Origin of the sequence: Spirosoma fluviale (assembly GCF_900230225.1) — a bacterium.
Classification (GTDB): Bacteria; Bacteroidota; Bacteroidia; order Cytophagales; family Spirosomataceae; genus Spirosoma; species Spirosoma fluviale.
Map to the genome: position 1 here is coordinate 1,008,970 of NZ_OCNH01000001.1, position 21,620 is coordinate 1,030,589.

At 48.6% G+C, this 21,620-nt stretch carries 18 protein-coding genes; 10 read left to right on the plus strand and 8 right to left on the minus strand.

The annotated features are described in order from the left end of the window. Positions 1 to 187 precede the first annotated feature (187 nt). Both CRO74_RS04215 and CRO74_RS04220 read left to right on the plus strand, forming a co-directional pair. Positions 188 to 1,651: a glycosyltransferase family 39 protein gene (locus CRO74_RS04215; protein WP_097124743.1), complete on the plus strand. Its 1,464-nt coding sequence runs from the start codon at positions 188 to 190 to the stop codon at positions 1,649 to 1,651. Between the two features lie 39 nt (positions 1,652 to 1,690). Further along, positions 1,691 to 2,374 carry a glycosyltransferase family 2 protein gene (locus CRO74_RS04220; RefSeq protein ID WP_097124744.1) on the plus strand — a complete coding sequence of 228 codons (684 nt, stop codon included), beginning with the start codon at positions 1,691 to 1,693 and terminating at the stop codon, positions 2,372 to 2,374. A 68-nt stretch (positions 2,375 to 2,442) separates the two neighbouring features. On the opposite strand, the gene CRO74_RS04225 is transcribed toward CRO74_RS04220, so the two are convergent. The 3 genes from CRO74_RS04225 to CRO74_RS04235 all read right to left on the minus strand — a co-directional run bounded on the left by CRO74_RS04225 (position 2,443) and on the right by CRO74_RS04235 (position 5,546). Then, on the minus strand, positions 2,443 to 3,369 hold the full coding sequence (locus tag CRO74_RS04225) for an RluA family pseudouridine synthase (RefSeq protein WP_097124746.1): 927 nt from the start codon (positions 3,367 to 3,369) through the stop codon (positions 2,443 to 2,445). A gap of 140 nt (positions 3,370 to 3,509) precedes the next feature. Further along, entirely contained in the window at positions 3,510 to 4,289 is a 780-nt protein-coding gene (locus CRO74_RS04230; protein ID WP_097124747.1) for a LytR/AlgR family response regulator transcription factor, read from the minus strand. Between the two features lie 57 nt (positions 4,290 to 4,346). After that, positions 4,347 to 5,546, minus strand: a complete 1,200-nt coding sequence (locus tag CRO74_RS04235) for a sensor histidine kinase (protein ID WP_097124749.1) — start codon at positions 5,544 to 5,546, stop codon at positions 4,347 to 4,349. Positions 5,547 to 5,737: 191 nt separating this feature from the next. Here CRO74_RS04235 and CRO74_RS04240 point away from each other — a divergent pair, with 191 nt between their 5' ends. Further along, complete coding sequence (locus tag CRO74_RS04240) at positions 5,738 to 6,571, plus strand: SdiA-regulated domain-containing protein (protein ID WP_097124750.1); 834 nt, start codon at positions 5,738 to 5,740, stop codon at positions 6,569 to 6,571. Positions 6,572 to 6,696: 125 nt separating this feature from the next. Here CRO74_RS04240 and CRO74_RS04245 read toward each other — a convergent pair whose 3' ends face one another. Then, positions 6,697 to 7,923, minus strand: a complete 1,227-nt coding sequence (locus CRO74_RS04245; RefSeq protein WP_097124751.1) for an ABC transporter permease — start codon at positions 7,921 to 7,923, stop codon at positions 6,697 to 6,699. Positions 7,924 to 8,258: 335 nt separating this feature from the next. Between CRO74_RS04245 and CRO74_RS04250 the strand changes: the two genes are divergently transcribed. The 3 genes from CRO74_RS04250 (at position 8,259) to CRO74_RS04260 (ending at position 12,656) form a co-directional block, all read left to right on the plus strand. Beyond that, a complete protein-coding gene (locus CRO74_RS04250; RefSeq protein ID WP_097124753.1) occupies positions 8,259 to 10,271 on the plus strand; it encodes a sialate O-acetylesterase in 2,013 nt (670 codons plus the stop codon). A gap of 71 nt (positions 10,272 to 10,342) precedes the next feature. Then, on the plus strand, positions 10,343 to 11,875 hold the full coding sequence (gene guaA / locus CRO74_RS04255; protein ID WP_097124754.1) for a glutamine-hydrolyzing GMP synthase: 1,533 nt from the start codon (positions 10,343 to 10,345) through the stop codon (positions 11,873 to 11,875). A 247-nt stretch (positions 11,876 to 12,122) separates the two neighbouring features. Continuing rightward, positions 12,123 to 12,656: a DUF2911 domain-containing protein gene (locus CRO74_RS04260; RefSeq protein WP_179830116.1), complete on the plus strand. Its 534-nt coding sequence runs from the start codon at positions 12,123 to 12,125 to the stop codon at positions 12,654 to 12,656. Positions 12,657 to 12,729: 73 nt separating this feature from the next. Here CRO74_RS04260 and CRO74_RS04265 read toward each other — a convergent pair whose 3' ends face one another. Continuing rightward, positions 12,730 to 13,086 carry a YtxH domain-containing protein gene (locus CRO74_RS04265; protein WP_097124756.1) on the minus strand — a complete coding sequence of 119 codons (357 nt, stop codon included), beginning with the start codon at positions 13,084 to 13,086 and terminating at the stop codon, positions 12,730 to 12,732. A 369-nt stretch (positions 13,087 to 13,455) separates the two neighbouring features. On the opposite strand from CRO74_RS04265, the gene CRO74_RS04270 reads away from it, so the two are divergent. Beyond that, entirely contained in the window at positions 13,456 to 13,917 is a 462-nt protein-coding gene (locus CRO74_RS04270) for a YsnF/AvaK domain-containing protein (protein WP_097124757.1), read from the plus strand. Between the two features lie 65 nt (positions 13,918 to 13,982). Next, a complete protein-coding gene (locus CRO74_RS04275; RefSeq protein ID WP_097124759.1) occupies positions 13,983 to 14,939 on the plus strand; it encodes a YsnF/AvaK domain-containing protein in 957 nt (318 codons plus the stop codon). Positions 14,940 to 15,009: 70 nt separating this feature from the next. Here CRO74_RS04275 and glmM read toward each other — a convergent pair whose 3' ends face one another. The 3 genes from glmM to CRO74_RS04290 form a co-directional block, all read right to left on the minus strand. Continuing rightward, a complete protein-coding gene (gene glmM / locus CRO74_RS04280; protein WP_097124761.1) occupies positions 15,010 to 16,416 on the minus strand; it encodes a phosphoglucosamine mutase in 1,407 nt (468 codons plus the stop codon). A gap of 111 nt (positions 16,417 to 16,527) precedes the next feature. Continuing rightward, entirely contained in the window at positions 16,528 to 17,358 is an 831-nt protein-coding gene (locus CRO74_RS04285) for a transglutaminase family protein (RefSeq protein WP_097124763.1), read from the minus strand. Between the two features lie 113 nt (positions 17,359 to 17,471). Further along, positions 17,472 to 18,212, minus strand: coding sequence for a proteasome-type protease (locus CRO74_RS04290; RefSeq protein WP_097124764.1), 741 nt, complete (start codon positions 18,210 to 18,212; stop codon positions 17,472 to 17,474). A gap of 420 nt (positions 18,213 to 18,632) precedes the next feature. Here CRO74_RS04290 and CRO74_RS04295 point away from each other — a divergent pair, with 420 nt between their 5' ends. Both CRO74_RS04295 and CRO74_RS04300 read left to right on the plus strand, forming a co-directional pair. After that, entirely contained in the window at positions 18,633 to 19,127 is a 495-nt protein-coding gene (locus tag CRO74_RS04295) for a hypothetical protein (protein ID WP_097124765.1), read from the plus strand. Between the two features lie 156 nt (positions 19,128 to 19,283). Continuing rightward, positions 19,284 to 21,563: a T9SS type A sorting domain-containing protein gene (locus tag CRO74_RS04300; RefSeq protein WP_097124767.1), complete on the plus strand. Its 2,280-nt coding sequence runs from the start codon at positions 19,284 to 19,286 to the stop codon at positions 21,561 to 21,563. Positions 21,564 to 21,620 lie beyond the last annotated feature (57 nt).

The window sequence follows — 21,620 nt, forward strand, 5'->3', positions numbered from 1 at the left end:
CGAAGGCAAAAAATATCGTGGCGAAGAAAAAACGAATATTGGCTATTTCAAGGGGCGTGGGATCGTTGCAACGTAGTACTACGGAGCAAACGGTAAACAAAAACATTTGTTTAATCTGGTGACTTATTGGTAATCCAGTACATTTGTCGGTTTATTGAAGACTCGCCGGGAGCAATATTTGAGTACCATGACACGACTTTTTATATTACTTATCTTATTTGGCCCTATTTTCTTTCTGTTTACCTACAATTCAACGTATGGCTACGACGCGCTGGAATATCTGGTAATTGGGCGCTCGCTCAACGAAGGATACTCCCTGTATGATTTTATTCCGTCCAAATCGTACCTGATCTACTCGTCGACCAATGTGTTGCTGAGTCTGTTGGGAGGCTATAACCATGTCAGTGTTACCGCCTTGATTACGTTGCTGGCAATGGGCTGCGTAGCGTCTGCCTGGCGGGCTGCCCGCCAATTTGGGGAGCGGGCGTCTCTAATTACGGCTGCGCTAACGGCCGCTTGTTGTTTTTTCATGGAAATGAATTTCCTGGAGCCTGAGAGCTGGATCGCCATTTTCGGTCTCAATGCGTTCGTACTGGCCACTGATGGAAAAGAACAGTCGGGCTGGCGATGGCTGGGAGCCGGTATTCTGCTTGGTATTGCCATGTGTTTTAAGAGTGTGGTGGCTTTTTACGTCGTAGGGTTTGGTGCTTTTATCCTGCTCTTGTGGCTTACCGGGCGGCTTACGTTCTGGCCGATGGTGGCAAGAGGGATGCTGGTATTGCTGGGTTTTTTACTGCCACTGGTACTCTCTGCCTTGTATTTTTACGCGACGAACCGGCTGGATGCTCACCTGGAATGGACGTATATTTATCCCTTTGGCGGATACCCGTCTCACACAATTTTTCTGGTTAAGTTTCTGATCAAACTAAGCTGGTTCCTGCTCTTATTAGCGCTGTCGGTGGTTTTGATGCTGCGACAACCCTACCGGGCCGCGTACCAGCGAACACCGGTGCTTTGGCTGGCGTTGCTGCTGGCGGGTTTCTCGTGTGTTGCCATGCTGAAAACGCAGGCAAGCCACTACTTCTTCCCAGCCGCTGTTTTCTTCTCTGTACACCTGGGTTTTATAGTCGATAAATGGTTAGAACAGTACGAACGTCGGCATACCAGCATACCGTACCGGTCAATAGTTATGGGCGTTGGGGTCGTGGGTGTACTGGTGTTGATCAGTGCATTCTTGTACCGACCCGATGCTATCAAACGATTTGTAACGATTGCCGATTATTCGGGAGAAAAAGACGCCGGTGAATTTATCCGTGAACAGGCCGGGCCTACCGGCAAAGTGCTTCTGTTCGATAATGCGCTGAGCCTGTACTATCTGTCGGATCGAGAACCAAACGTACCGTTCTTTTTTACCGAGATGCAGACAACGCATTATATAAAGTCGCATCCGGACACCTACAAAAAGGCTTTAGCGGATACGAGTTTAAAGATGGTGGTGTTTGGCAATCGGTCGAGCGTGATCGATGATAGTACCGCCCTGAATGACCCGGCCAATGCCTACGCCATCCGACAATTGCGGGCGGGATTACAAAAAAACTTTGTGCAAGTGAAAAATCCCCGCTTCCCGTTGCTTTACTGGGTTCGAAAGTGACCTCACCATTGTTCGCCTGTTTTCGATTACTTTTGTTTTATGCTGCTATCAGTTCTTATCCCTGCTTACAACGAGATTACATCTATTGATACCCTCCTCGAAAAGATTCAGGCTGTCCCAATAAATAAAGAGATTATTATTGTCGACGATGGCTCTACGGATGGTACCCGCGAGCACCTGTTAACGCTTAAGGCTATTCCTAACATCCGGGTAGTCCTCCACGAAAAGAATCAGGGGAAAGGCGCGGCAATCCGAACCGCCATTCAACACATGACCGGCGATATTGCCATTGTACAGGACGCCGATCTGGAATACGAACCGCAAGACTACCTGGCGCTCGTAAAACCCATTGTCGATGGAAAAGAGAAGGTGATTTATGGCTCCCGGTTTCTCAATCCCGAAAACCGACATTCGTACTTCAGCTTCTACGTGGGGGGCCAGGTTGTTACGCTGCTGACAAATATTCTGTTCAATCAGCGCCTTACCGATGAGCCAACGTGCTATAAGGTGTTCGATGCCAACTTGTTGCGTTCTATTCCCCTCGATTGTACCCGCTTTGAGTTTTGCCCGGAAGTAACGGCTAAAGTTGCTAAGCGGGGAATCCGCATTAAGGAGTTGCCGATTAGTTATTATCCCCGTTCAATTGCTGAGGGCAAAAAGATTTCCTGGCTGGATGGGGTCGAAGCTATCTGGGTATTGCTTAAATACCGGCTTGTTAAGTGATGAATTCAGACAGGATCAACAGGATTTAAGCAGATTGATAAATCCTGTTAATCCAGTCAGGAAATCTATTACTCCTGCTCGCTTACTTTCACCAAAGCCAAAAACGATTTGGGTACGGGTGCTTCAAAGCGCATGGGTGCGCCCGTTATCGGGTGCTCAAACGCCAGCACCTCGGCGTGCAAACCCAGTCGGCCAATGGGATCTGTTTCAGCACCGTATTTTTCATCACCTGCTACTGGATGGCCAATATCCTGCATGTGTACCCGAATCTGGTTTTTTCGCCCCGTTTCCAACTCCAGTTCCAATAAGGCATAGCCATTTCCGGCTTTCATGACTGTATAGTTGGTGATGGAAAGCTGGCCGGTATCGGGGTTCTGGCTGGAGTACACAATCAGGGCCTTGCTCTCGCGCAGGTAGGAGGTAATGGTACCTTGAGGGGGCTCCGGAACACCTTCTACCAACGCTACGTAAGTGCGCTCTTTAGTCGTTGCGTTCCATGATTCCTGCATCAACCGCTGCACTTTTTCGCTTTTGGCGAACATCATTACACCCGAGGTTTCGCGGTCGAGACGGTGAATGATAAATATCTTGTTTTTGGGGTTTTCTTTTTTCGTGTATTCGCTCAAAATGCCGTACGCCGTCCGGTCGCGTTCTTTATTCGTCGCCATCGAGAGCAACCCAGCCTGTTTGTTAATGACAATCAGGGACTGATCTTCGTACAAAATGGTGAGACCACGATACTGCGATGTTTGGGGTGCCCGGTTGGCCGCCACCGTAACAATCTGACCGGGCTTTAACGGGTGATTGAACTGGGTAAACACCTTCCCATCAATCAGAATCTGCTTATTGCCGAGCAGGGACTTGATGTTGTTGCGATTTTTATGGGGCAAATTGGCAATCAAAAAGGCCATGAGTTCGGCGGGCTCCGAAACGGTCAGTTTTACATCGGTACGTTGGCCGCGTTGTTTGCGGGGCTTGTCGTCGGTATTCTCCATAGTGCAAAGGTACGGCTTCGTCACCGATCTTGCTTGTATTCGTTTTGACTGGTACAAAAAAGGCCTGCGTTGCCGCAGGCCAAAGGGAAGGTTTAGGAGTAGTAATCAGGTAAAAACAGGCAGACGTGTAATAGCTTAGTTCATTTTCCCAGCCACTCTTTGAATTCCGTCATGCGGTCGCCACTTACGAAAACCTCCTGACGGGATTTGGGAATCATATCCAGCTTGAGTTTTCCCGCCGAAAAGGTATGAATGGTCTGAATGGCAGGTAACGAAACCAGAAACTGACGACTGATCCGGAAAAACTGACGTGGGTTCAATATCTGCGTTAACTTGTCTAAACTATAATCGACAGGAAGCGTCAGGCCGTCTTTCGTAACCAGGAAAACAACTTTTTCTTCCAGATAGAAATAGGCAATGTCGCCGGTTTCGATGCTCCTTATTTTTGTGCCGACGGTTATCATAAACCGCTCTTTATAATCGGTTTGCTTCGATTTGCCAATCAGATTCAATAGCGTTTCAATGTCATGAGCCGACGTTGAGGCTGTTTGTCCAAACTGTTTTTTCAGGGATTTGTATTTTTCAATAGCGGCTACCAGTTCGTCGTAATTGATAGGTTTAAGCAGGTAGTCGATGCTGTTGACCTTAAACGCCTGAATCATGTATTCATCGTAGGCGGTCGTAAAAATGACGGGCGTTGTTAACTGCGTTTGTTCGAAAATCCGAAAGCCCAGATCATCCTCCAGATGTATATCCATAAATACCAGATCGACGGGCACGGGCGATTCGTCGAACCACGCCACGGCTTCGGCTACTGATGGAATGCGAGCCAGTACTTTTATAGTAGGGTCATATTTGTGAAGTAAACTTTCGAGCCGTTTGGCTGTCAGGTTTTCGTCTTCAATAATAGTAACGTTCATAGGCGTATAGAACGAATGGCTGAATAAGGAAATCTATTCATAAAAAGAAGGTCTCGTTCAGGCGAGTGTACGCGTGCCGGCAGATATACCATTACGCTCACTCGCCGGTTCATTCATTCGTTCGTTGAATAACAAGGGTATTTTTATGATGAAGCTGCCTTCGCTGTCACTAACCCGAACGGGCCGCTCGGTCAGGAGCGCGTAACGGGTGATGATGTTTTGCAGACCCATACCGGTCGATGTTTCGGACTGGGGGCGGGGTTGTAAGTTATTTTTCACAACCAGACAGTCGCCTTCCAGCAGAATATGGACATTCAAGGGCTCTTTCGCCGACATGCGATTGTGCTTAACGGCGTTTTCGACCAATAACTGAAGCGTTAGCGGGGCAATGCTATAGCGGGTCTGGTCTGCCTCAGGAACGTTGATGATAACATCGAATTTTTTCTCGAAGCGGATATTCAGCAGAAAGCGGTAGGCCTGAATAAACTCCAGTTCGGTTTTCAGCAAGACCCGTTCGTTATCTTTCTGCTCCAGAATGTAACGGTAGGCCCGCGATAGCTGGTCGATGAACTTCTCCGACAGTTCGGCGTCGGCATGGACCAAAGACGACAATATACTCAGGCTGTTGAACAGAAAGTGCGGATTTACCTGGCTTTTCAGGGCCGCAAACTGCGCCTGCACATTCTCTTTTTCCAGCCGTTCGGCGCGTACCTGAACAACCTCCAACTCACGATAAGCCCGTCGATTGGCAGCCAGGTAAAAAGCGGACAGCATGGCCATCACCGTTAAGCCGTTGTTGACGCGTCGGCGTTGTTCACTCCGTTTTCGTCGCTCTTCCAATATGGCCGGTGTTGGAACCGGGCGCTGTGGCCGAATTTCCTGATCGTGGTAAACCCCGAAATTTCGTTCAAGCGCGGTGTCCAATCCACGCCAGGTCATAAAAAAGGCGAAGTTAAACACCAGTGCCAATGCGCTGGCAATGACCAAAGTAGCCAGTTGGGCCGGGATTTTGAACTCGATGAGAAAACCTTCGCCAAAACGCTTGAAAAGTACCTGCTGAAGCCATTCGGCAACGGTGAGCCAGGCATAAAAAAACAGAACCGTCAGGATCGTTTCCACTATCCAGAAGGGCACATTACGTGCCATCAGCAACCAGGTCAGCGTTGACACATTGACGTACAGCCGAATTGGAAAGTAGATAACGAATACGCTCAGGGCAAGTTGCCACTTTTGCGAAGTCGTCAGACGGTTAGACATGGTACATCAGGTTTATAAACAAAACTAATTAGATCTGGTAAATAGCAAAAAAGAAACCGGCGGAATGCCCGTTTCAGGAATCTGAATGACGCCATTCTGATTTTGAAGGAAGGAGGAATTTTAGGGACTGGGTCTACATTCTGAAAGTAGGTTAATGTCAAATCCATACATTTGCCCAAAATCAGTCTGTTATGAATCGTCTTTTTATTGGTTTTATAATCCTGCTGGCGGGTTGCGGCACCTCGTCAAAAACAAATGAGCAACCCGAAGCCGGAACCCTGGCCACTGAGTTTAAATTGCCGTATCAGCTCAGCGCCCCCGACCAGACGTATGCCCTCCCGAAAGAATTGAAGGAAATATCGGGCCTGACTTATTATAAAGACGATCAGCTTCTGTGCGTGCAGGACGAAGAGGCCGTTGTTTACGTATTTGATACGAAAAAAGGCAAAGTCGTCAAGGATTTCGGTTTTGGCGGATACGGCGATTTCGAGGGCATTGAATACGTGAACGGGCAGGTTTATGTACTTGAGAGCAATGGTACACTTTCCCGTTTCGAGCCTGAATCAACCCAAATTGGTAAGACCAAAACAGATCTACCCAAAAAAACGGAAGTTGAAGGGTTAGGGTACGATCCTAAAACCAAGCGTTTGCTCATTGCGGTAAAAAACGGAGAGGGATCGAGTGATAAGGCTGTGTATTCGTTCGATCTGCTAAACCGGGCGGTGTTTAAAGACATGAGCTTAAATGACGACCAACTGAAAGGAGCGGGAATTGACCCCAAAACCTACAAGCCGTCGGGGATTGCCGTGCATCCGAAAACGGGGGAGTGGTACATGCTCACGTCTGTCGGCAAACGACTCCTGATCACGAGCCGTAAAGCTAAAATTATCTATTCTGAACCGCTTGACCCGAAGGCCTTTCGCCAGCCCGAAGGCATCTGTTTTGCCCCAAACGGCGACCTGTACATTGCCAGTGAGGGTAATGGGGAAAAGGGATATATTCAGAAGTTCACGTACCGGAAGTAATCTGAACCGCACGGGCTACCCCGTAGGATTTAATGGATTTTTGTGATTAGCATGATTTCAAGTCAACAAATGTCATCTACTGAAATCAATGCCAGTCAGGTAAATCAGCTAAATCCCGGTTTAAACTATTTTTTAAACGCCAGCGCTTTCACGGGTTGAATGCGGTTGATGAGGATTGTTGATAACCAAAGAACAAGACCAATCAGGATAATTGTGGCGCCATTGAGGGCCAGAATCGTTTCCCAGTCCCAGGCGATGGGCACGTAGCTGACGAAGTAATTTTTTGGGTCCAGCGGAATGAGTTTGAAGCGTTCCTGCGCGAAGCACAGGCCAATCCCAACCAGATTACCGATGAGTAATCCCCAGCCGACCATGTTGAGCCCGACAAAGACAAACATTCGTCGAATGAGGGCATTGTTTCCTCCTAATGCCTTGAGTAGCCCAATCATGGGTGTACGCTCCATCATTAACACAAGCAGTACGGACACCATGTTGAACGAGGCTACGAACGTAATCAGTGTCAACAGAATAATCATGTTCCGGTCGAGCAGCAGCATCCAGTCGAATAAGGGTCGGTACTGATCCGTTACCCGCGTTAAGCGCATGTCGGGTGCCATGGCCTGAAATACATTATTGGCAGCGAGGGTTAGCTGATTGAAATCGTTCACGTAGATCTCGTAGCTTCCTACTGAGTCGGGTCCCCAGCGGTTGAGTTTCTGCACCAGCCGAATATCGCCGAGGGCAATGGTCTTATCGACTTCCTCAAGGCCGGTTTCGTAAATACCCACTACGGTCATTTTTCGGGCACGGGGCGGGTTCCCCAGAAAGTAAAGCGGTACGGCATCGCCAACTTTCACGTTCAACTGATTGGCCATCAGCTGGCTGAGAAGTAGCTGGGTAGAGCCGGAGCCCGTATCGGCACCCACCACAGGTACTGTACCGGCCACCAGTGACTCTTTGAACAGATTCCAGTCGTAGTCTTTACCAACTCCCTTCAGGATGACGCCCGTTAACTCTTCCGGTGTTTTTAAAATCCCCGCTTTCAGAGCAACGGCCTGAATGTGGCGTACGCCGGGAACACGGGTACTATCGCGGTAAAGCGTGGTTTTAAGAGAGAGAGCGGTTTCTTCGTAAGATGCGTTATTGGTGAATTTGCTGACCTGTAAGTGGGCACCAAACAGAAAAATCTTCTGCTCAATGGTGCGTTTGTAGCCGAACAAAACAGCAAAGGCGATAATCAAAATCGCCAGTCCAAGCGCAATACTGGCGATGCCAACGCGCGTAACGGTAGCCGAAAAGCTTCCTTTCGGAGCGTGACGAACTTTTCGGGCCAGAAAAACAGGAACGTTCAAAATGAAGTCGTTGATTATCGGTCAATAGCTATTGGCCTGAAGAGTAAAGCGAAAGCTCAGGTAAGTGACTGACTACAGACTGACAACTAACGACCTCCGGACAATAACTGTTTTATTATTGCCTGTAAAAGTAAGAGTTTTAAAGAATGTAGTTTCACGAATGGCTTTGTTGTTGCTGGATTATTGGTAAGCAATTTCCCTTGACTGGCTGTTGATCCGGTCGTGGATCTGATAGGGTTTGCCTGCTAATTGGTATGTTTGTAGTTGTTTTATACCGTAACTCCGTGAGATTAATAGTAATAGCCCTGGTATTTATCCTGGTTGATTGTACCACTATGCGGGCACAAAAGGCTGTCAGGCTCGATCAATGGCCTGCCAGACTGCAACTTTATCCCCGTAATCAATTAAGTCAGTGTTCCGTCGCGATTTCCGGGCAAGCTCCCGATGACGATGTAAAAGCCATTTCTCTGGTGGTTGCCAGAGATAATAAGCCGTACCAGTATCGTAAAATAATTCCTGACTCGCTGACCGGGCACTTTGCCTTTGCCCCGGTTATCAAAGCCGAACTGAATCAGTACAGTTTTCAGCTGTTTATACACCGAGTCTTACAGGCAGACTCGGTACGGGTAGCTTTTCGCGATAGCATTGTTTGTGGCGATGTTTTCCTGATTATGGGGCAGTCGAATGCAGTTGGACAATATGAGGATTACACAATTCGCAGCACATTCTGCCGCACGTTTGGTGTACACAACTTCAATAATAGCTACAATCCGGCAGATACGGCCTGGTGTCTGACCAACACAAAAGAGGATCTTACCTGCCTGTGGGGCATGGAGTTGCAACGAATGATCAAGGAGAAACAGGGCATTCCAACAGCTATTATAAACGGTGCCGTTGGCGGGACTACGATTACCAGTCATGCCAATCGGGATGCCAGTCAGCCGATGTCGTTAAGTACACTTTATGGGCGCTTGCTGTACAGAGCAAGTAAGGCCGGTGTAGCCAGTCAGGCAAAAGCCATGATCTGGCGGCAGGGCGAAGCCGAAGCGGCCAATAATCCGGACGTTTATGTTCGTACCTTCCCACAACTCTACAACTATTGGAAACTAGACTACCCCGGCCTGAGAAAAATCTATCATTCGCAGATCAATATATTAACCGACAACGTAATCAATGCGGGTGTTTTACGGGACTTCCAACGTCGGTCTAAGTCTATTTTTGCCGATAATGAGCCCATTGCTACCGTTGGTTTGCCAGGGTACGAGGGTGTACATTATGATGAAGCAGGCCATTATCAGTTCGGGTTGGAACTGTATCGGCTCATCGCTCGTGATCTTTATGGGGTTGTTGATACCGCTGGCATTGGGTCGCCTAATCTGCAAAAGCTATATTATAGCAAGCCCGAACAGGACGAAATTACCCTTGAATTCGAACCCGTTCATAAAATGAGCTGGCCAGCCGATACGATCATCAGCAGTAAAGGGTATCGCTACGCAAAAAGTTTATCCGATTTTATCTATACTGACTACCCAACGGGCGAAAGTGGTCTGGTTAAGTCAGTTGCCGAACGGGGAAATTCTCTGGTCATAAAGTTGACAAAACGCATCACGGCGAAACACCTGACCTATTTGCCCTCATCTTACCAGGACAATCAGGTTGGTTTTTATGTGGGGCCTGTTATTCGGAATAAACTGGGGATGCGGGCGCTTAGCTTTTACCAGGTTCCGATTGCCCCGGCATTACCTGCTGCAACGAATTTTTTGGCTGTTCCTGTAGATACAAGTGCTATAGAACTTAGCTGGGATAATAAGATAGATAGTCTGGCTAGGTGGTCGATTGAGCGGGCCGATACAAACGGCATTTTCAAGCAAATAGCGGTATTGTCGGGCACTAGCCAAACGTATCAGGACCTGCGAAGCAGTGATACAAAAAGTTCGCTTAAGATAGGAGAAATCTACCAATACCGTATCCGGTCGGTGTCCCCTCAGTCTGCATCGGATTACTCGCCCATTGTTACTGCCTCGCTAAAAGTAGTGCTGGATGCTAAGCTGCTGCCCCAACTGGAAGTAGAAAGTACATTGGTTGGAATTGCGTTGGGGACACTGTTATATCCTAATCCGGCTGATGATGAGGTATCTGTCCGACTCCCTCTGGAATGGAGTGGTGATGTGATCCAACTTACGTTAACGGATCCGGCTGGTAAGGTAATTTTACAGCGTAATCACCAGATGTCATTAGGAGCAACGTCGCTGATATTTTCGGTCGCTGCCCTTCCTTCCGGAGTTTATATTGTCTCATTGGGCTATGGTAAAGGGGGTATTCGATGCCGGTTGGTAGTGGCTCATTAAATGGTTGGTTATAAAAGCAAGTAGGGCGTTTTCACAAAAATGCCCTAACTTTGCATTTTAGAGACCTATTCATGGCCACCGAACAGATTCTGATCCTGGATTTCGGTTCGCAGTATACTCAACTCATTGCCCGCCGGGTGCGCGAACTGAATGTTTACTGCGAAATCCATCCTTACAATCACCTCCCAACGATTACGCCCGATATAAAGGGTATCATCCTCTCTGGCAGTCCATCATCCGTTCGCGATGCCGACGCCCCCGAGGTTCACCTGGCCGCTTTTCGGCACAAAATGCCATTGCTTGGTGTTTGTTACGGCGCTCAGCTACTGGCCCATACCAATGGTGGTGAGGTAAAAGCATCCTCCATTCGTGAGTATGGACGGGCCAAACTGGGTACCGTCAATGGCGAAAGCCCACTGATGAAGGGAATCGACCAGCACTCTCAGGTATGGATGTCACATGCCGATACCATTACGAGCGTTCCCGAAAACTTCAGCATCATTGCCTCAACGGACACCGTTCATGTGGCGGCTTTCCAGGTCGACGATGAGCCTACGTATGGCATACAGTTTCACCCTGAGGTGACGCACTCACTCCAGGGTAAAACGCTGCTACATAATTTTGTGGTCGACATTTGTGGCTGTTCGCAAAATTGGACCGCCGAGTCGTTTGCTGAAACCACAATCGCGCAGCTAAAAGAGAAACTAGGCGACGATAAAGTCGTACTGGGGCTATCGGGCGGTGTCGATTCGTCGGTAGCGGCTACGCTCATTCACCAGGCGATCGGCAAAAATCTGTACTGCATTTTTGTCGATAACGGTCTGCTTCGGAAAGATGAGTTTCAGGGTGTGCTGGATTCCTATAAAACACTGGGCCTCAATGTGAAAGGCGTCGATGCAAAAGAGCAGTTTTATACCGCTCTTCTGGGACTGACCGATCCGGAAGAAAAACGCAAAGCGATTGGAAGGACATTTATAGATGTCTTCGATCATGAAGCTCACTTAATTGAAGGGGTATCGTGGCTCGGACAAGGTACAATTTATCCTGACGTTATCGAATCCGTTTCGGTAAAAGGTCCATCGGCAACCATCAAGTCACACCATAACGTAGGCGGCCTTCCCGACTTCATGAAACTGAAAGTCGTTGAGCCACTCAATACTCTGTTTAAAGATGAAGTGCGTGCCGTAGGCCGGACGCTCGGCTTACCCGATGCCATTCTGGGGCGTCACCCGTTCCCCGGTCCCGGCCTGGCGATTCGGATACTGGGCGATATTACACCCGAAAAAGTGGACATTCTTCAGCAGGTTGACGCGTTGTTTATTGACGGATTAAAACGTGAAGGCCTGTACGATAAAGTATGGCAGGCGGGCGCCATGCTGCTGCCAGTACAATCGGTAGGCGTAATGGGCGATGAGCGAACGTACGAGCGGGTCGTCGCACTGCGGGCGGTTACGAGCGTTGATGGCATGACCGCCGACTGGGCGCATCTTCCTTATGAGTTCCTGGCCGACGTATCTAACGAAATCATCAATCGGGTAAAAGGGGTAAATCGTGTCGTGTATGACATTTCCTCCAAACCCCCTGCCACGATTGAGTGGGAATAAACGCAAATTTGATTTATTAAAAATGCCCGGTACTGCTGTCTGTATCGGGCATTTTTTATGTACAATAGCAAAAGAGACACTGGGGGCTTTGTAACTAACAAGACCGGTTGGCTATTATCTTATTCTTCTTTACTTTAGTTGCCGGTGATTGGTTATTGGTTAATCGTGAATGGTTAATCGTTATTAATCACTGCTAGCAAGTAGCTTATTTGAAAACCATTAACTAATAACCAATCAATCGAAAACAATGAAAATGACAAGCATGAACCGGACGGTGGCCTTGACCTTGATTGGCGTACTACTAAGCGTAGTAACCTGGGCACAAGGTGACAAAGCCAACCGCCCCAGCCCACCTGCTATGGCTAGCGGCAAAATAAACGGTGCTTCCATTACAATCAGCTACGGGAGCCCATCTGTAAAAGGCCGTCCCGTTTGGGAGGCTGGCAGTACACTGGCTCCTTATGGAAAAGTTTGGCGGTCAGGGGCTAATGAGGCAACAACGTTTGAAACGGATAAAGATATTATGGTAGAGGGAAAAGCCCTGCCTGCGGGCAAGTACGGCTTCTTTACCATTCCGGGCGAAAACGAATGGACCGTTATTTTCAATAAGGTAGCCAATCAGTGGGGGGCGTTCAAATACGACCAGGCGCAGGATGTGCTCCGGGTAAAAGCCAAACCCATCAAGTCTGCTCAAATGAACGAGCGACTCGTTTATGACGTAACGGGTAAAAGCATTGTTCTGAAATGGGAACACGTTGAACTGCCCGTTGCAATAAAATAAAAACAGGTGGGAAGATAGCTTCTGAAGCATCTTCCCACCTGTTTTCAATCTGGCCTTTTCCTAAGCGAGTCGCTTAATATAGTTTCAATGAATCTTCTACGTTGTTGATGCCCGCCTTCGCCGAATCGGCCGCATCATCAACCGTATTATTATAATCGGATTTCGCCTGCTCCTTATTGTAGCTCGACTGAGCTTCGTTCTTATACTGATCGAACTTATTCTCCGCCTTGTTGGCAAATTGATTGGCTTTCACTTCAGCGTTACCTACCAGTTTATCGACCTGCGATTTCACCTGGGCAACACCATCTTCCCACTGGCTCTGTAAATCGTTGACATTTTTGGTCAGCTTGTCACGGGTTTCTTTACCGCTACGTGGCGCTGTCAAATAGCCAATAGCCAGTCCTGTTAGTACTCCTCTCAAAAAGCTCATAATTGTGTTTGTTTGAATATCGTTGTCGGATGATTCACACTTACTAAAAATTGTGCCACATCATTTTTATAATTAACAGCTCCTTGGCTATCAGGAGATTACTCGGTTTAAGCCTAAGATTGAAAGTTACTGTGGCTAAAATTTATGAGTAGTTAATTCCACAGGATAGGGGTTTTGGCTGGGCAAAATGTGCGTCTATACTAGTTGTTGATTCGTGAATATGAACTATCTGTGAAAAAGTTGTGAATGAGGCATAAAATAAATAATATATAAAATATAGAACAAATAGACAATAGAGCCTATTATACTATTATCCTGGGTGAGAACGACAGGTTATTGCCTGAACAACTTACCTGCAACCCGAACACAATGAGTAACGATACCGCGAATAACAGTCAATCGTATAGACAGGGATCTCAACAGCCGGAAGCGCCTGCCAATCGTGAGGATATGGTGGTTATTCCGGTCATTGAGGAGAGCGTACATATTGATAAGCAACTTGTTGAAACGGGTAAATTACGTATCATCAAAACGGTTCAGCAAGAGGAGCAAGTAATTGATTTACCCTTATCTCACGAAGAGTTTGACGTTGAACATGTTGCTGTCAATGAATACGTAGACACGCCACCAGCCGTTCGATACGAAGGTGACACAACCGTGTATCCTGTATTGAAAGAAGTGTTGGTCATTGAAAAAAAGCTGGTGCTCGTTGAAGAAGTGCGCATAACAAAACGGTTGGTAACGGCCAGCGAGCCACAGCGGGTGTTGGTCAGAAAGGAGGAAGTCAGTGTAGAACGGATTTCCAGTGAACTCGGACGTTCGGCTTTGTAAAGAAAGCCTTCGTTATAGATAGGTTAAAGAGTAAGTCTCAACGTTTAAACAAACCCTAAAAGAACATGGCACACACAGTGATTGGTGTATTCGACAACGCCACAGAAGCCCAGAAGGCAGTAGATGAGTTGGTAGACAAAGGATTTTCGCGAAGCAGCATCGATCTGTCGGCGCAGACAGGAGATTATTCCAATACCGATCTGGATGATGACGACGATTCGAGCGTTGGCGGATTCTTTAGTTCACTATTCGGTAGCGATGACGACAATGCCCGCCGTCATACGCGGGTTGCTACTCGTGGGTCAGTCGTGACGGTGCATGCTCAATCAGACGACGAAGCAGAGCAGGCTGCTGATATTCTTGACGACAACGGAGCTGTAGACGTAGATGAGCGCGCATCGCAGTACGGCTATGGTAACACGGATGCTCAAACAACGCTGGGTGCTACCGGCACTAGCTTTGGCACAACGGATACCACCCTGGGTACTACTAGTCTCGACACTGATGTTACCGGGGTGAACTATGGCGACACCACAGGCCGTGGCCTGACAACTGATCGCGACCTGACCACCGATAATGATCAGACGATCAAGGTTATTCAGGAAAATCTGGAAGTGGGCAAGCGTGAAGTGGAGCGTGGTGGTGTTCGGGTACGGAGCCGTATCATCGAACGCCCGGTTGAAGAGAGCCTGCGTTTACGCGAAGAGCGTGTACGGGTTCAGCGGACACCCGTCAACCGTCCGGCAACGGAGGCCGATCTGAACGCGTTCCAGGAAGGGCAGATTGAAATGACCGAACATAGCGAAATCCCGGTGGTGTCGAAGACGGCCAACGTCGTTGAAGAAATTACGATTGGGAAAGAAGTCAACGAACGGGTAGAAACCATTCGGGACACTGTTCGTAGTACGGATGTCGAAGTTGAAAACATCGACGCACCAAGAACGACAGATCAGGTGGTTACAACAAACCGGACAGACACGGATTATGATGACGACCTGAACACCACATCGTTGAATCGATAGGTAGCCGGTTAATACATCAAAAAGGGCTGACGCAAACTGCGTCAGCCCTTTTTGATGAATCATGACTGAGTTAACGTTTTTCGGCCAGTACTTCCCGGATGTCACTGATGATTTTTCCCGCCAGATGGTCGGCTGTGGCCAGCGTATCTGATTCAGAATAAATTCGGATGATCGGTTCGGTATTTGACTTACGCAGATGAACCCACTCCTTATCGAACTCAATTTTAACGCCATCGATGGTGTTGATTGGGTTCCGGGCGTATTTGGTTTGAATCCGTTCCAAAACCGCGTCTACATCAATGTCGGGAGTTAGTTCTATTTTATTTTTGGAGATGTAATAGTTGGGGTATGTCCGGCGAAGCATAGACGCTGATTTCCCGGATTTGGCCAAATGGGTCAGGAAAAGGGCAATACCGACCAAGGCATCGCGCCCGTGGTGTAGTTCGGGGTAAATGATACCTCCGTTCCCTTCACCACCAATAAGTGCTCCTTTATCCCGCATCATTTCCACTACGTTCACTTCGCCCACGGCTGAGGCAAAATGCTCTCCGCCATATTTACGCGTTACGTCACGTAGCGCAACGGTACTCGACATGTTGGAAACGGTGTTACCGGAACTACCCTCAGGTCTGTTTTTGAGCACGTAATCGGCAACAGCTACCAGGGTGTACTCTTCGCCAAAGGCTGAGCCGTCTTCGCAAATGAGCGCCAGCCGGTCAACGTCAGGATCAACGACAATGCCAAGATCGGCGTTGCCCTTTTCCATCTCTTTAATAATGTCGCGTAGATTTTCGGGTAGAGGTTCTGGATTATGGGCAAAATTTCCGGTTGGTTCGCAGTGTATTTTTGTAATCTGTTCAACGCCGAGTGCTTCCAGCAGCCTGGGTACCGCTATCCCGCCGGTAGAGTTGACGGCATCTACCACAAGCCGGAAGTTTCGGGCTGCAATGGCGTCCCGATTAACCAGCGGCAGCGCCAGAATCTGGTCGATGTGTTTTTGAAGCCAGGTGTCATCGGCATGGTATTTGCCTAATTTTCGAACTTCGGCAAAGTCGAATGATTCGCTTTCTGCAATATCGAGCACCTCAGCGCCGTCCTGTGCCGAAATAAACTCACCCGCTTCGTTGAGGAGTTTAAGCGCGTTCCACTGAATAGGGTTGTGGCTGGCGGTCAAAATAATCCCACCCGATGCGTTTTCGCCCGGTACGGCCATTTCAACCGTTGGGGTGGTAGATAGCCCAAGGTCAATGACGTTCAGCCCGAGTCCCTGCAACGTGGCTGCTACCAGTTTTGATACCATCTCACCCGACAACCGGCCATCCCGGCCAATAACTACCGTTAGCCGGTCTGGATTACGTTGCCGAAGCCATTGGCCAAATGCAGCCGTAAACTTGACTACATCCAGGGGCGTCAGTCCGTTTCCGCTGCGCCCCCCAATCGTTCCTCTAATCCCGGAAATAGACTTAATTAATGTCACGTGTTGGGTTTGTAAGTAATTTTTGGATAAGTATGCAAAGATAGTCGATAGCCGATAGTTGTCACGAAATAGTTAACAAGCGTACCGGAAGTTCTATCAATATTAGTCAATCTATATAAATAGTAACTCAGCGCGGAGTTTGGAGTTCGCATGTCCCTGAAACGTACCACTTATCGGAGCGGCTAGTTCCGGCTTGGCCGTCGACGTCAGGAATATATGCCGGTTAACGACCAGAGAACCCTGCGTGGGGTCAAAACCACGCCAGCCAGCTCCGGGCAAATATACCTCAACCCAGGCATGAAGCTGGTGTTCCTGTTGGGGATTACCAAATAAATAGCCACTTACAAAGCGTGCCGCCAGGCCCATACTCCGGCAGGCGGCCATGAACAGCGTTGTATAATCCCGGCACGATCCTTTCCGCAGGGTCAGGGTTTGCTCGGGCGGTAAAGGGGCTCCCAACTCACGAATCTCGTAGGTAAACTGCCGGATTGTCTGATTCAGCAGAATCAGGAAAGCCGTTGTTTGTCCGTCTGCATCGGCGGCCAGTTGCCTCGCCCAGCTCTCTACTTTTTCGGATACACCCACCCGTTTTAAATAGGGTTGCAGCAAATCGTCCACCGCTTTCGGGTACTGAAAAGGAACCCGCTGGGTTTCGAATGGGAACAGCACAAAATCGAACGAATTGAATTCGTCTGACTGCAACTCCATTTCTGCCGTTACGCGCAAATGGGAAGTTGGATGGTTGAAATAAACCACCTGCTGTACATTTCCCTCCACATCGACATTTCGAACGATTCGGGATGGCTGGGGGTCAATTGACAGTTCGTATTGTAGCAGTCGCTGGTAAGGGTAAGTTCGCGGATATAGGTAGAGCGTTTGCGGACTAAGTGCAACGGGAATATCGTAGGTGTATTCGGATGTATGCCGAACGTGAAGATTCATGCGTTGAGAGGTATAATTTGTACAATGTATGAAGTATGATATAGGATGTAGAGTCAGTGATGAACAGCTTCGGCCAGCTCGCTATCTCTGCCAACTATATCATACACTGTACATCATACATTTTTACTGGAACGCACCTTCTCAAAAATAGGGTCCATCCAGTAGGTTGGTACTTTACGGACCGAGTTGCCTAAAAGTGCGCTCCACTGGTGCGAGATTTCGTCCATATCTTCTTTCTCAAGCCGATATTCGGTCATGTGAAAGCTGTTCTTCGGGTAAATCACCACATCGAGCGGATAGTCAACGTCGTTGGCACTAACACGGGTGGCATCGAAGGCCAGAAAACCAATCTTCAGCGCATCGGCCATGGACGACTCGTAAGATAAGTTTCTGAAAAGCAGCGGTTTGCCATATCCTGAATTGCCAATTATTTTAAATGGCGATCCCTGATCAACCTCTACCCAGTTGCCTTCGGGATACAGCATAAAAAGCTTATGCTCTTCATCGTCTTCCAGTTGGCCGCCCACAATGGCATTTAGGTTAAAGTTCAACCCACTGGCGACAATGGATGTTTTATCCTCCAGGGCAACCCGTTTCACCTGCTCCCCAAATGCGTTGACGGCTTTGTATAATTTATTAAAGGAGCGGTCCTGTTCGGAAAGTACTTCTTTAAAATACGTAATCGCTTTGTCGCGCACAGAACGCAGGCCCGATGTCATAATAAACAGCGAGTGGTTCTCGACTTCATGGACCGAAATTTTTCGATTCGATGATACTTCAGAACCCGAGGTCAATCGTCTGTCGGCGATGGCAACCAGACCCGAGGCCACTTTAATTCCTAAACAATATGTCATTCGATACAGTGGGAAAACAGGAGCATTTGCTCCGGAACATAAACCCAACAAATATACAGGATGCCCACGTTTTTGTTTGGCTTACCCGTCTGATTTATCGAAAATGCTAGCATTCGATACAATTAAAATATCATTTATGCATACGTAAACGCATAGATTCTTCTTCCATGAGCTGCTGGCCGGATCATCTCCAACTGCTTTAGGAGACATTTCTGACAGATGTGTATCGTTCTGATAGTCATCTGGTTATAATTTAGAAATTTACTTTTTGGCGAAAGTATTAACCAGTTATTCAGAATCCAGTCATTTAATTATTATCGTAGATAACCGATAGGTTTTGGCCGGGAACGGTTTGATTTTGGTAAACGATTGTGTTACTTTGAAAACCAGAAGGTTTTTATTCCCTCTGCCCATTTTGCAATGAACTTTGACGACGAAGACGACGACGATAGCTTCATGGACTGGGATGGCTTCGATGAGGACTACGACCCCGAAGAAACTCGCGCCGAGATGGAAGCCGAGAACCGGCGTATCAAAAATTTGCCTATTCTGCGAAAGGCAAATGAATTGATGGAGTTGACGCAAGCCATTGTTGAGACCATCAATAAGGAAGAAGATGTATTGATGATGCATGAGCAGATGCTGGCGAATGCCATGATGCTGGCGCCAAAAATCGTTGGTGCAGAAGGGGGCGACTTGTACACGTTACGGATGGAAAATGCCGTAATCATTAAAATGCACGCTCGTGAACTTCTGGCCCAGACGTCTTACTGCAAAGCCGAAAAACTGGCTCAAACCGCTTATCTGAATGTACTGCGTGATGAGATCGAGCAGTTCCGGCTGTTGTTTGTTGAGTGGGTGAATGGATTCGATAAAGATAACGACGCCCCCGATGACTGGGGCCTTTTTTACTAAGCAAACAGGTATTGAGTTTTAGAGCCGCTCGGTTTAAGCTGAGCGGCTTTTTACATCCATCTATACGTATAAAAAATAATACCTTCATCTGACCATCTTTGTAGAATGAGTATTTGACGTTCAACCCGTATATTGGTTTCGCTAAAATTAGACCCTATGGATGTTCGTTTACGGATACGTTGCCAGTACTACTTTCGCTTTTTACTAACCGGCCTGATCTGCCTGGGTTTGTTCAGCGAGCTGACCCTATCAGCATGGGCTACTGAAACAACGCCTACTCAGGCACCAACGGTACTAACTATATCGGTGAGTTCGGCAACGGTTTGCTCGGGAGCCAGTACAACACTTACCGCGGCCGGTTGCCCAACGGGTGGGGTTGTGCAATGGTCAACTACCGCTACAGGAAGTAGCATTGTTGTAGCACCTGTCCAAACGGCTTCTTACACAGCCATTTGTGCAGAAACCAGCCCGGCAGCAACGACAACGACCGCTACCGCCACCGTTCAGGTTTATCCGCCAATCAAAATAAGTCCGGTTGCTTCTTTATCTGTCCTTTGTAATGGCGGCAAGGATGGCCAGGTAGCCATTAATGCCAGTGGCGGCACGGGGGTACTGCAATATCAGTTTAATGGCCAGCCCTTCCAGTCGGTAAACAGTACGTTCGGGAATCTGGCAGCAGGTATCTATACCGTTGCCGTAAAAGATGCGCTGGGCTGCCAGGTGCAGGGAACGGTAGAGGTGAAACAGCCCCCGGCTTTGTCCGCTACAACGAGCACTATTTCGCCGAGTTGTCTGGGCAGAGCGGATGGCAGTTTTACCGCTTTTGCATCGGGTGGAGTAGGTGATTACCGATTTTTGCTCAACGGAAGTGCGCCCCAGGTGAGCGGTACGTTTATTAACCTCAGGGCCGACACAACCTACTCACTTATCGTTGCCGATAAGAACAACTGTGTGCTCTTCCGGGATGTGGTGATTAGTCCACCAGCATCGTTTACGATAAAACTGACATCGACGTCAACCCGCTGCCCTGGTTCTGCCGATGGGATTGTACTGGTTTCGGCTACAGGCGGGGCGGGAAATTACCAGTATCGAATTGGCACCGGGCCGTTGCAGACAGGCTCTCAGTTTACGGGTCTGGCCGCCAGTTCGTACGAAGTTACAGTGGTGGACGGGTTTAGTTGTGAAGGTAAACAAACGGTAATTGTCGGGCAACCCACTCCTTTGCAGTTGACCCTTACGGCCGTTCCGGTGAGCTGTCAGGGGCCAAACAGCGGGGCCATTCGAATTACGCCGACGGGCGGTACCGGGGCGGTAAAGTATCAGATTAGCACAGGAAGTGCGCTTCAGAGTAGCCCGGTCTTTACGGGTATTGGCGTGGGCGACTACACGATTGTTGGTGTGGATGCAAACGGTTGTACCAGCCTTGCTTCTGTTACGGTGGGCAAAGCGGATCCCCTGAAAATCCAGGTGGTGCCTATTGCCGCAACCTGCTGTGTGTGCGCAACGGGTGGTTTTCGATTGAGCACGGCGGGCGGCATCGGTACGGCCCGGCAGTACCAGATCATTGGCCAGCCTTATCAGTCGGCCAGCACCCTTACGGGCTTACGGCCGAATACATATCGGCTTAGGGTAGTCGATGAAGCTGGTTGTACAGACACAACTGCGGCCGTTGTGACTAATGGCAATGCGCTCACGCTGTCTGTTGGCCGACTCAAAGATGTAACCTGTGCCGGAGGTAACGATGGAGAAGCTGCCGTTCAGGTGGCGGGCGGCACCAAACCATTCACGTATTACTGGGCAACGGAACGGCGGGATACGCTCAGGCCTTTTGTGGCTACTCAAACGGGACTGGTTGCCGGAACCTACACGGTGAGTGTGGTTGACAGCAACCGATGCTCATCAACGACCCTTTTTGTGCCACTGAAAGCTCAGTTTACCATACCCGTTAAACCCACCATTTCCATGACCGGCAGCAGTACACTGGTGGCCGATCAGTCGGCCGGTGTACAGTGGTTCATACGGTTGGGAAATGATCCGGCAAAACCCGTTCCCGACGCAACCGGTTCAACCTTGATACCCTTCCAAAGTGGACAGTATTATGCAATTGTGACCACAAATGGCTGTTCATCAGCCCCATCCGATCCTATAAACTTTATCCTGACGGCCTTATCCGAACCCGTTTCTTCGCTGGCCGTTCGGGTGCTGCCAAACCCTGTTGTAGATCGGTTACGGTTGGAAATCGAACAGCTTGAACGTTCGGCCGTAACGATTCAACTACTGGATGCTTCGGGTCGGGCTGTCATGATGGGGCAGCTACCAGCGTTTACGGGTAAGAAACAGGCCGAATGGCCGCTGACAGGTGTCATGAGCGGTAACTACCTGCTGAAAGTAAACGCGGATAAACGCCAATCGGTGTTGCGGGTTGTCGTGGAGTAAAGTAGGTTATTACACAGAGATGCACGGAGGTAAGGGAGATATAAAAAATCTCTGTGT

Excerpts from the sequence above, each read along its gene's own strand:
- CRO74_RS04215 (WP_097124743.1), top strand. The coding sequence starts at position 188 with ATGACACGACTTTTTATATTACTTATCTTATTTGGCCCTATTTTCTTT.
- CRO74_RS04220 (WP_097124744.1), top strand. The coding sequence starts at position 1,691 with ATGCTGCTATCAGTTCTTATCCCTGCTTACAACGAGATTACATCTATT.
- CRO74_RS04225 (WP_097124746.1), bottom strand. The coding sequence starts at position 3,369 with ATGGAGAATACCGACGACAAGCCCCGCAAACAACGCGGCCAACGTACC.
- CRO74_RS04230 (WP_097124747.1), bottom strand. The coding sequence starts at position 4,289 with ATGAACGTTACTATTATTGAAGACGAAAACCTGACAGCCAAACGGCTC.
- CRO74_RS04235 (WP_097124749.1), bottom strand. The coding sequence starts at position 5,546 with ATGTCTAACCGTCTGACGACTTCGCAAAAGTGGCAACTTGCCCTGAGC.
- CRO74_RS04240 (WP_097124750.1), top strand. The coding sequence starts at position 5,738 with ATGAATCGTCTTTTTATTGGTTTTATAATCCTGCTGGCGGGTTGCGGC.
- CRO74_RS04250 (WP_097124753.1), top strand. The coding sequence starts at position 8,259 with ATGCGGGCACAAAAGGCTGTCAGGCTCGATCAATGGCCTGCCAGACTG.
- guaA (WP_097124754.1), top strand. The coding sequence starts at position 10,343 with ATGGCCACCGAACAGATTCTGATCCTGGATTTCGGTTCGCAGTATACT.
- CRO74_RS04260 (WP_179830116.1), top strand. The coding sequence starts at position 12,123 with ATGAAAATGACAAGCATGAACCGGACGGTGGCCTTGACCTTGATTGGC.
- CRO74_RS04265 (WP_097124756.1), bottom strand. The coding sequence starts at position 13,086 with ATGAGCTTTTTGAGAGGAGTACTAACAGGACTGGCTATTGGCTATTTG.
- CRO74_RS04270 (WP_097124757.1), top strand. The coding sequence starts at position 13,456 with ATGAGTAACGATACCGCGAATAACAGTCAATCGTATAGACAGGGATCT.
- CRO74_RS04275 (WP_097124759.1), top strand. The coding sequence starts at position 13,983 with ATGGCACACACAGTGATTGGTGTATTCGACAACGCCACAGAAGCCCAG.
- CRO74_RS04285 (WP_097124763.1), bottom strand. The coding sequence starts at position 17,358 with ATGAATCTTCACGTTCGGCATACATCCGAATACACCTACGATATTCCC.
- CRO74_RS04290 (WP_097124764.1), bottom strand. The coding sequence starts at position 18,212 with ATGACATATTGTTTAGGAATTAAAGTGGCCTCGGGTCTGGTTGCCATC.
- CRO74_RS04295 (WP_097124765.1), top strand. The coding sequence starts at position 18,633 with ATGAACTTTGACGACGAAGACGACGACGATAGCTTCATGGACTGGGAT.
- CRO74_RS04300 (WP_097124767.1), top strand. The coding sequence starts at position 19,284 with ATGGATGTTCGTTTACGGATACGTTGCCAGTACTACTTTCGCTTTTTA.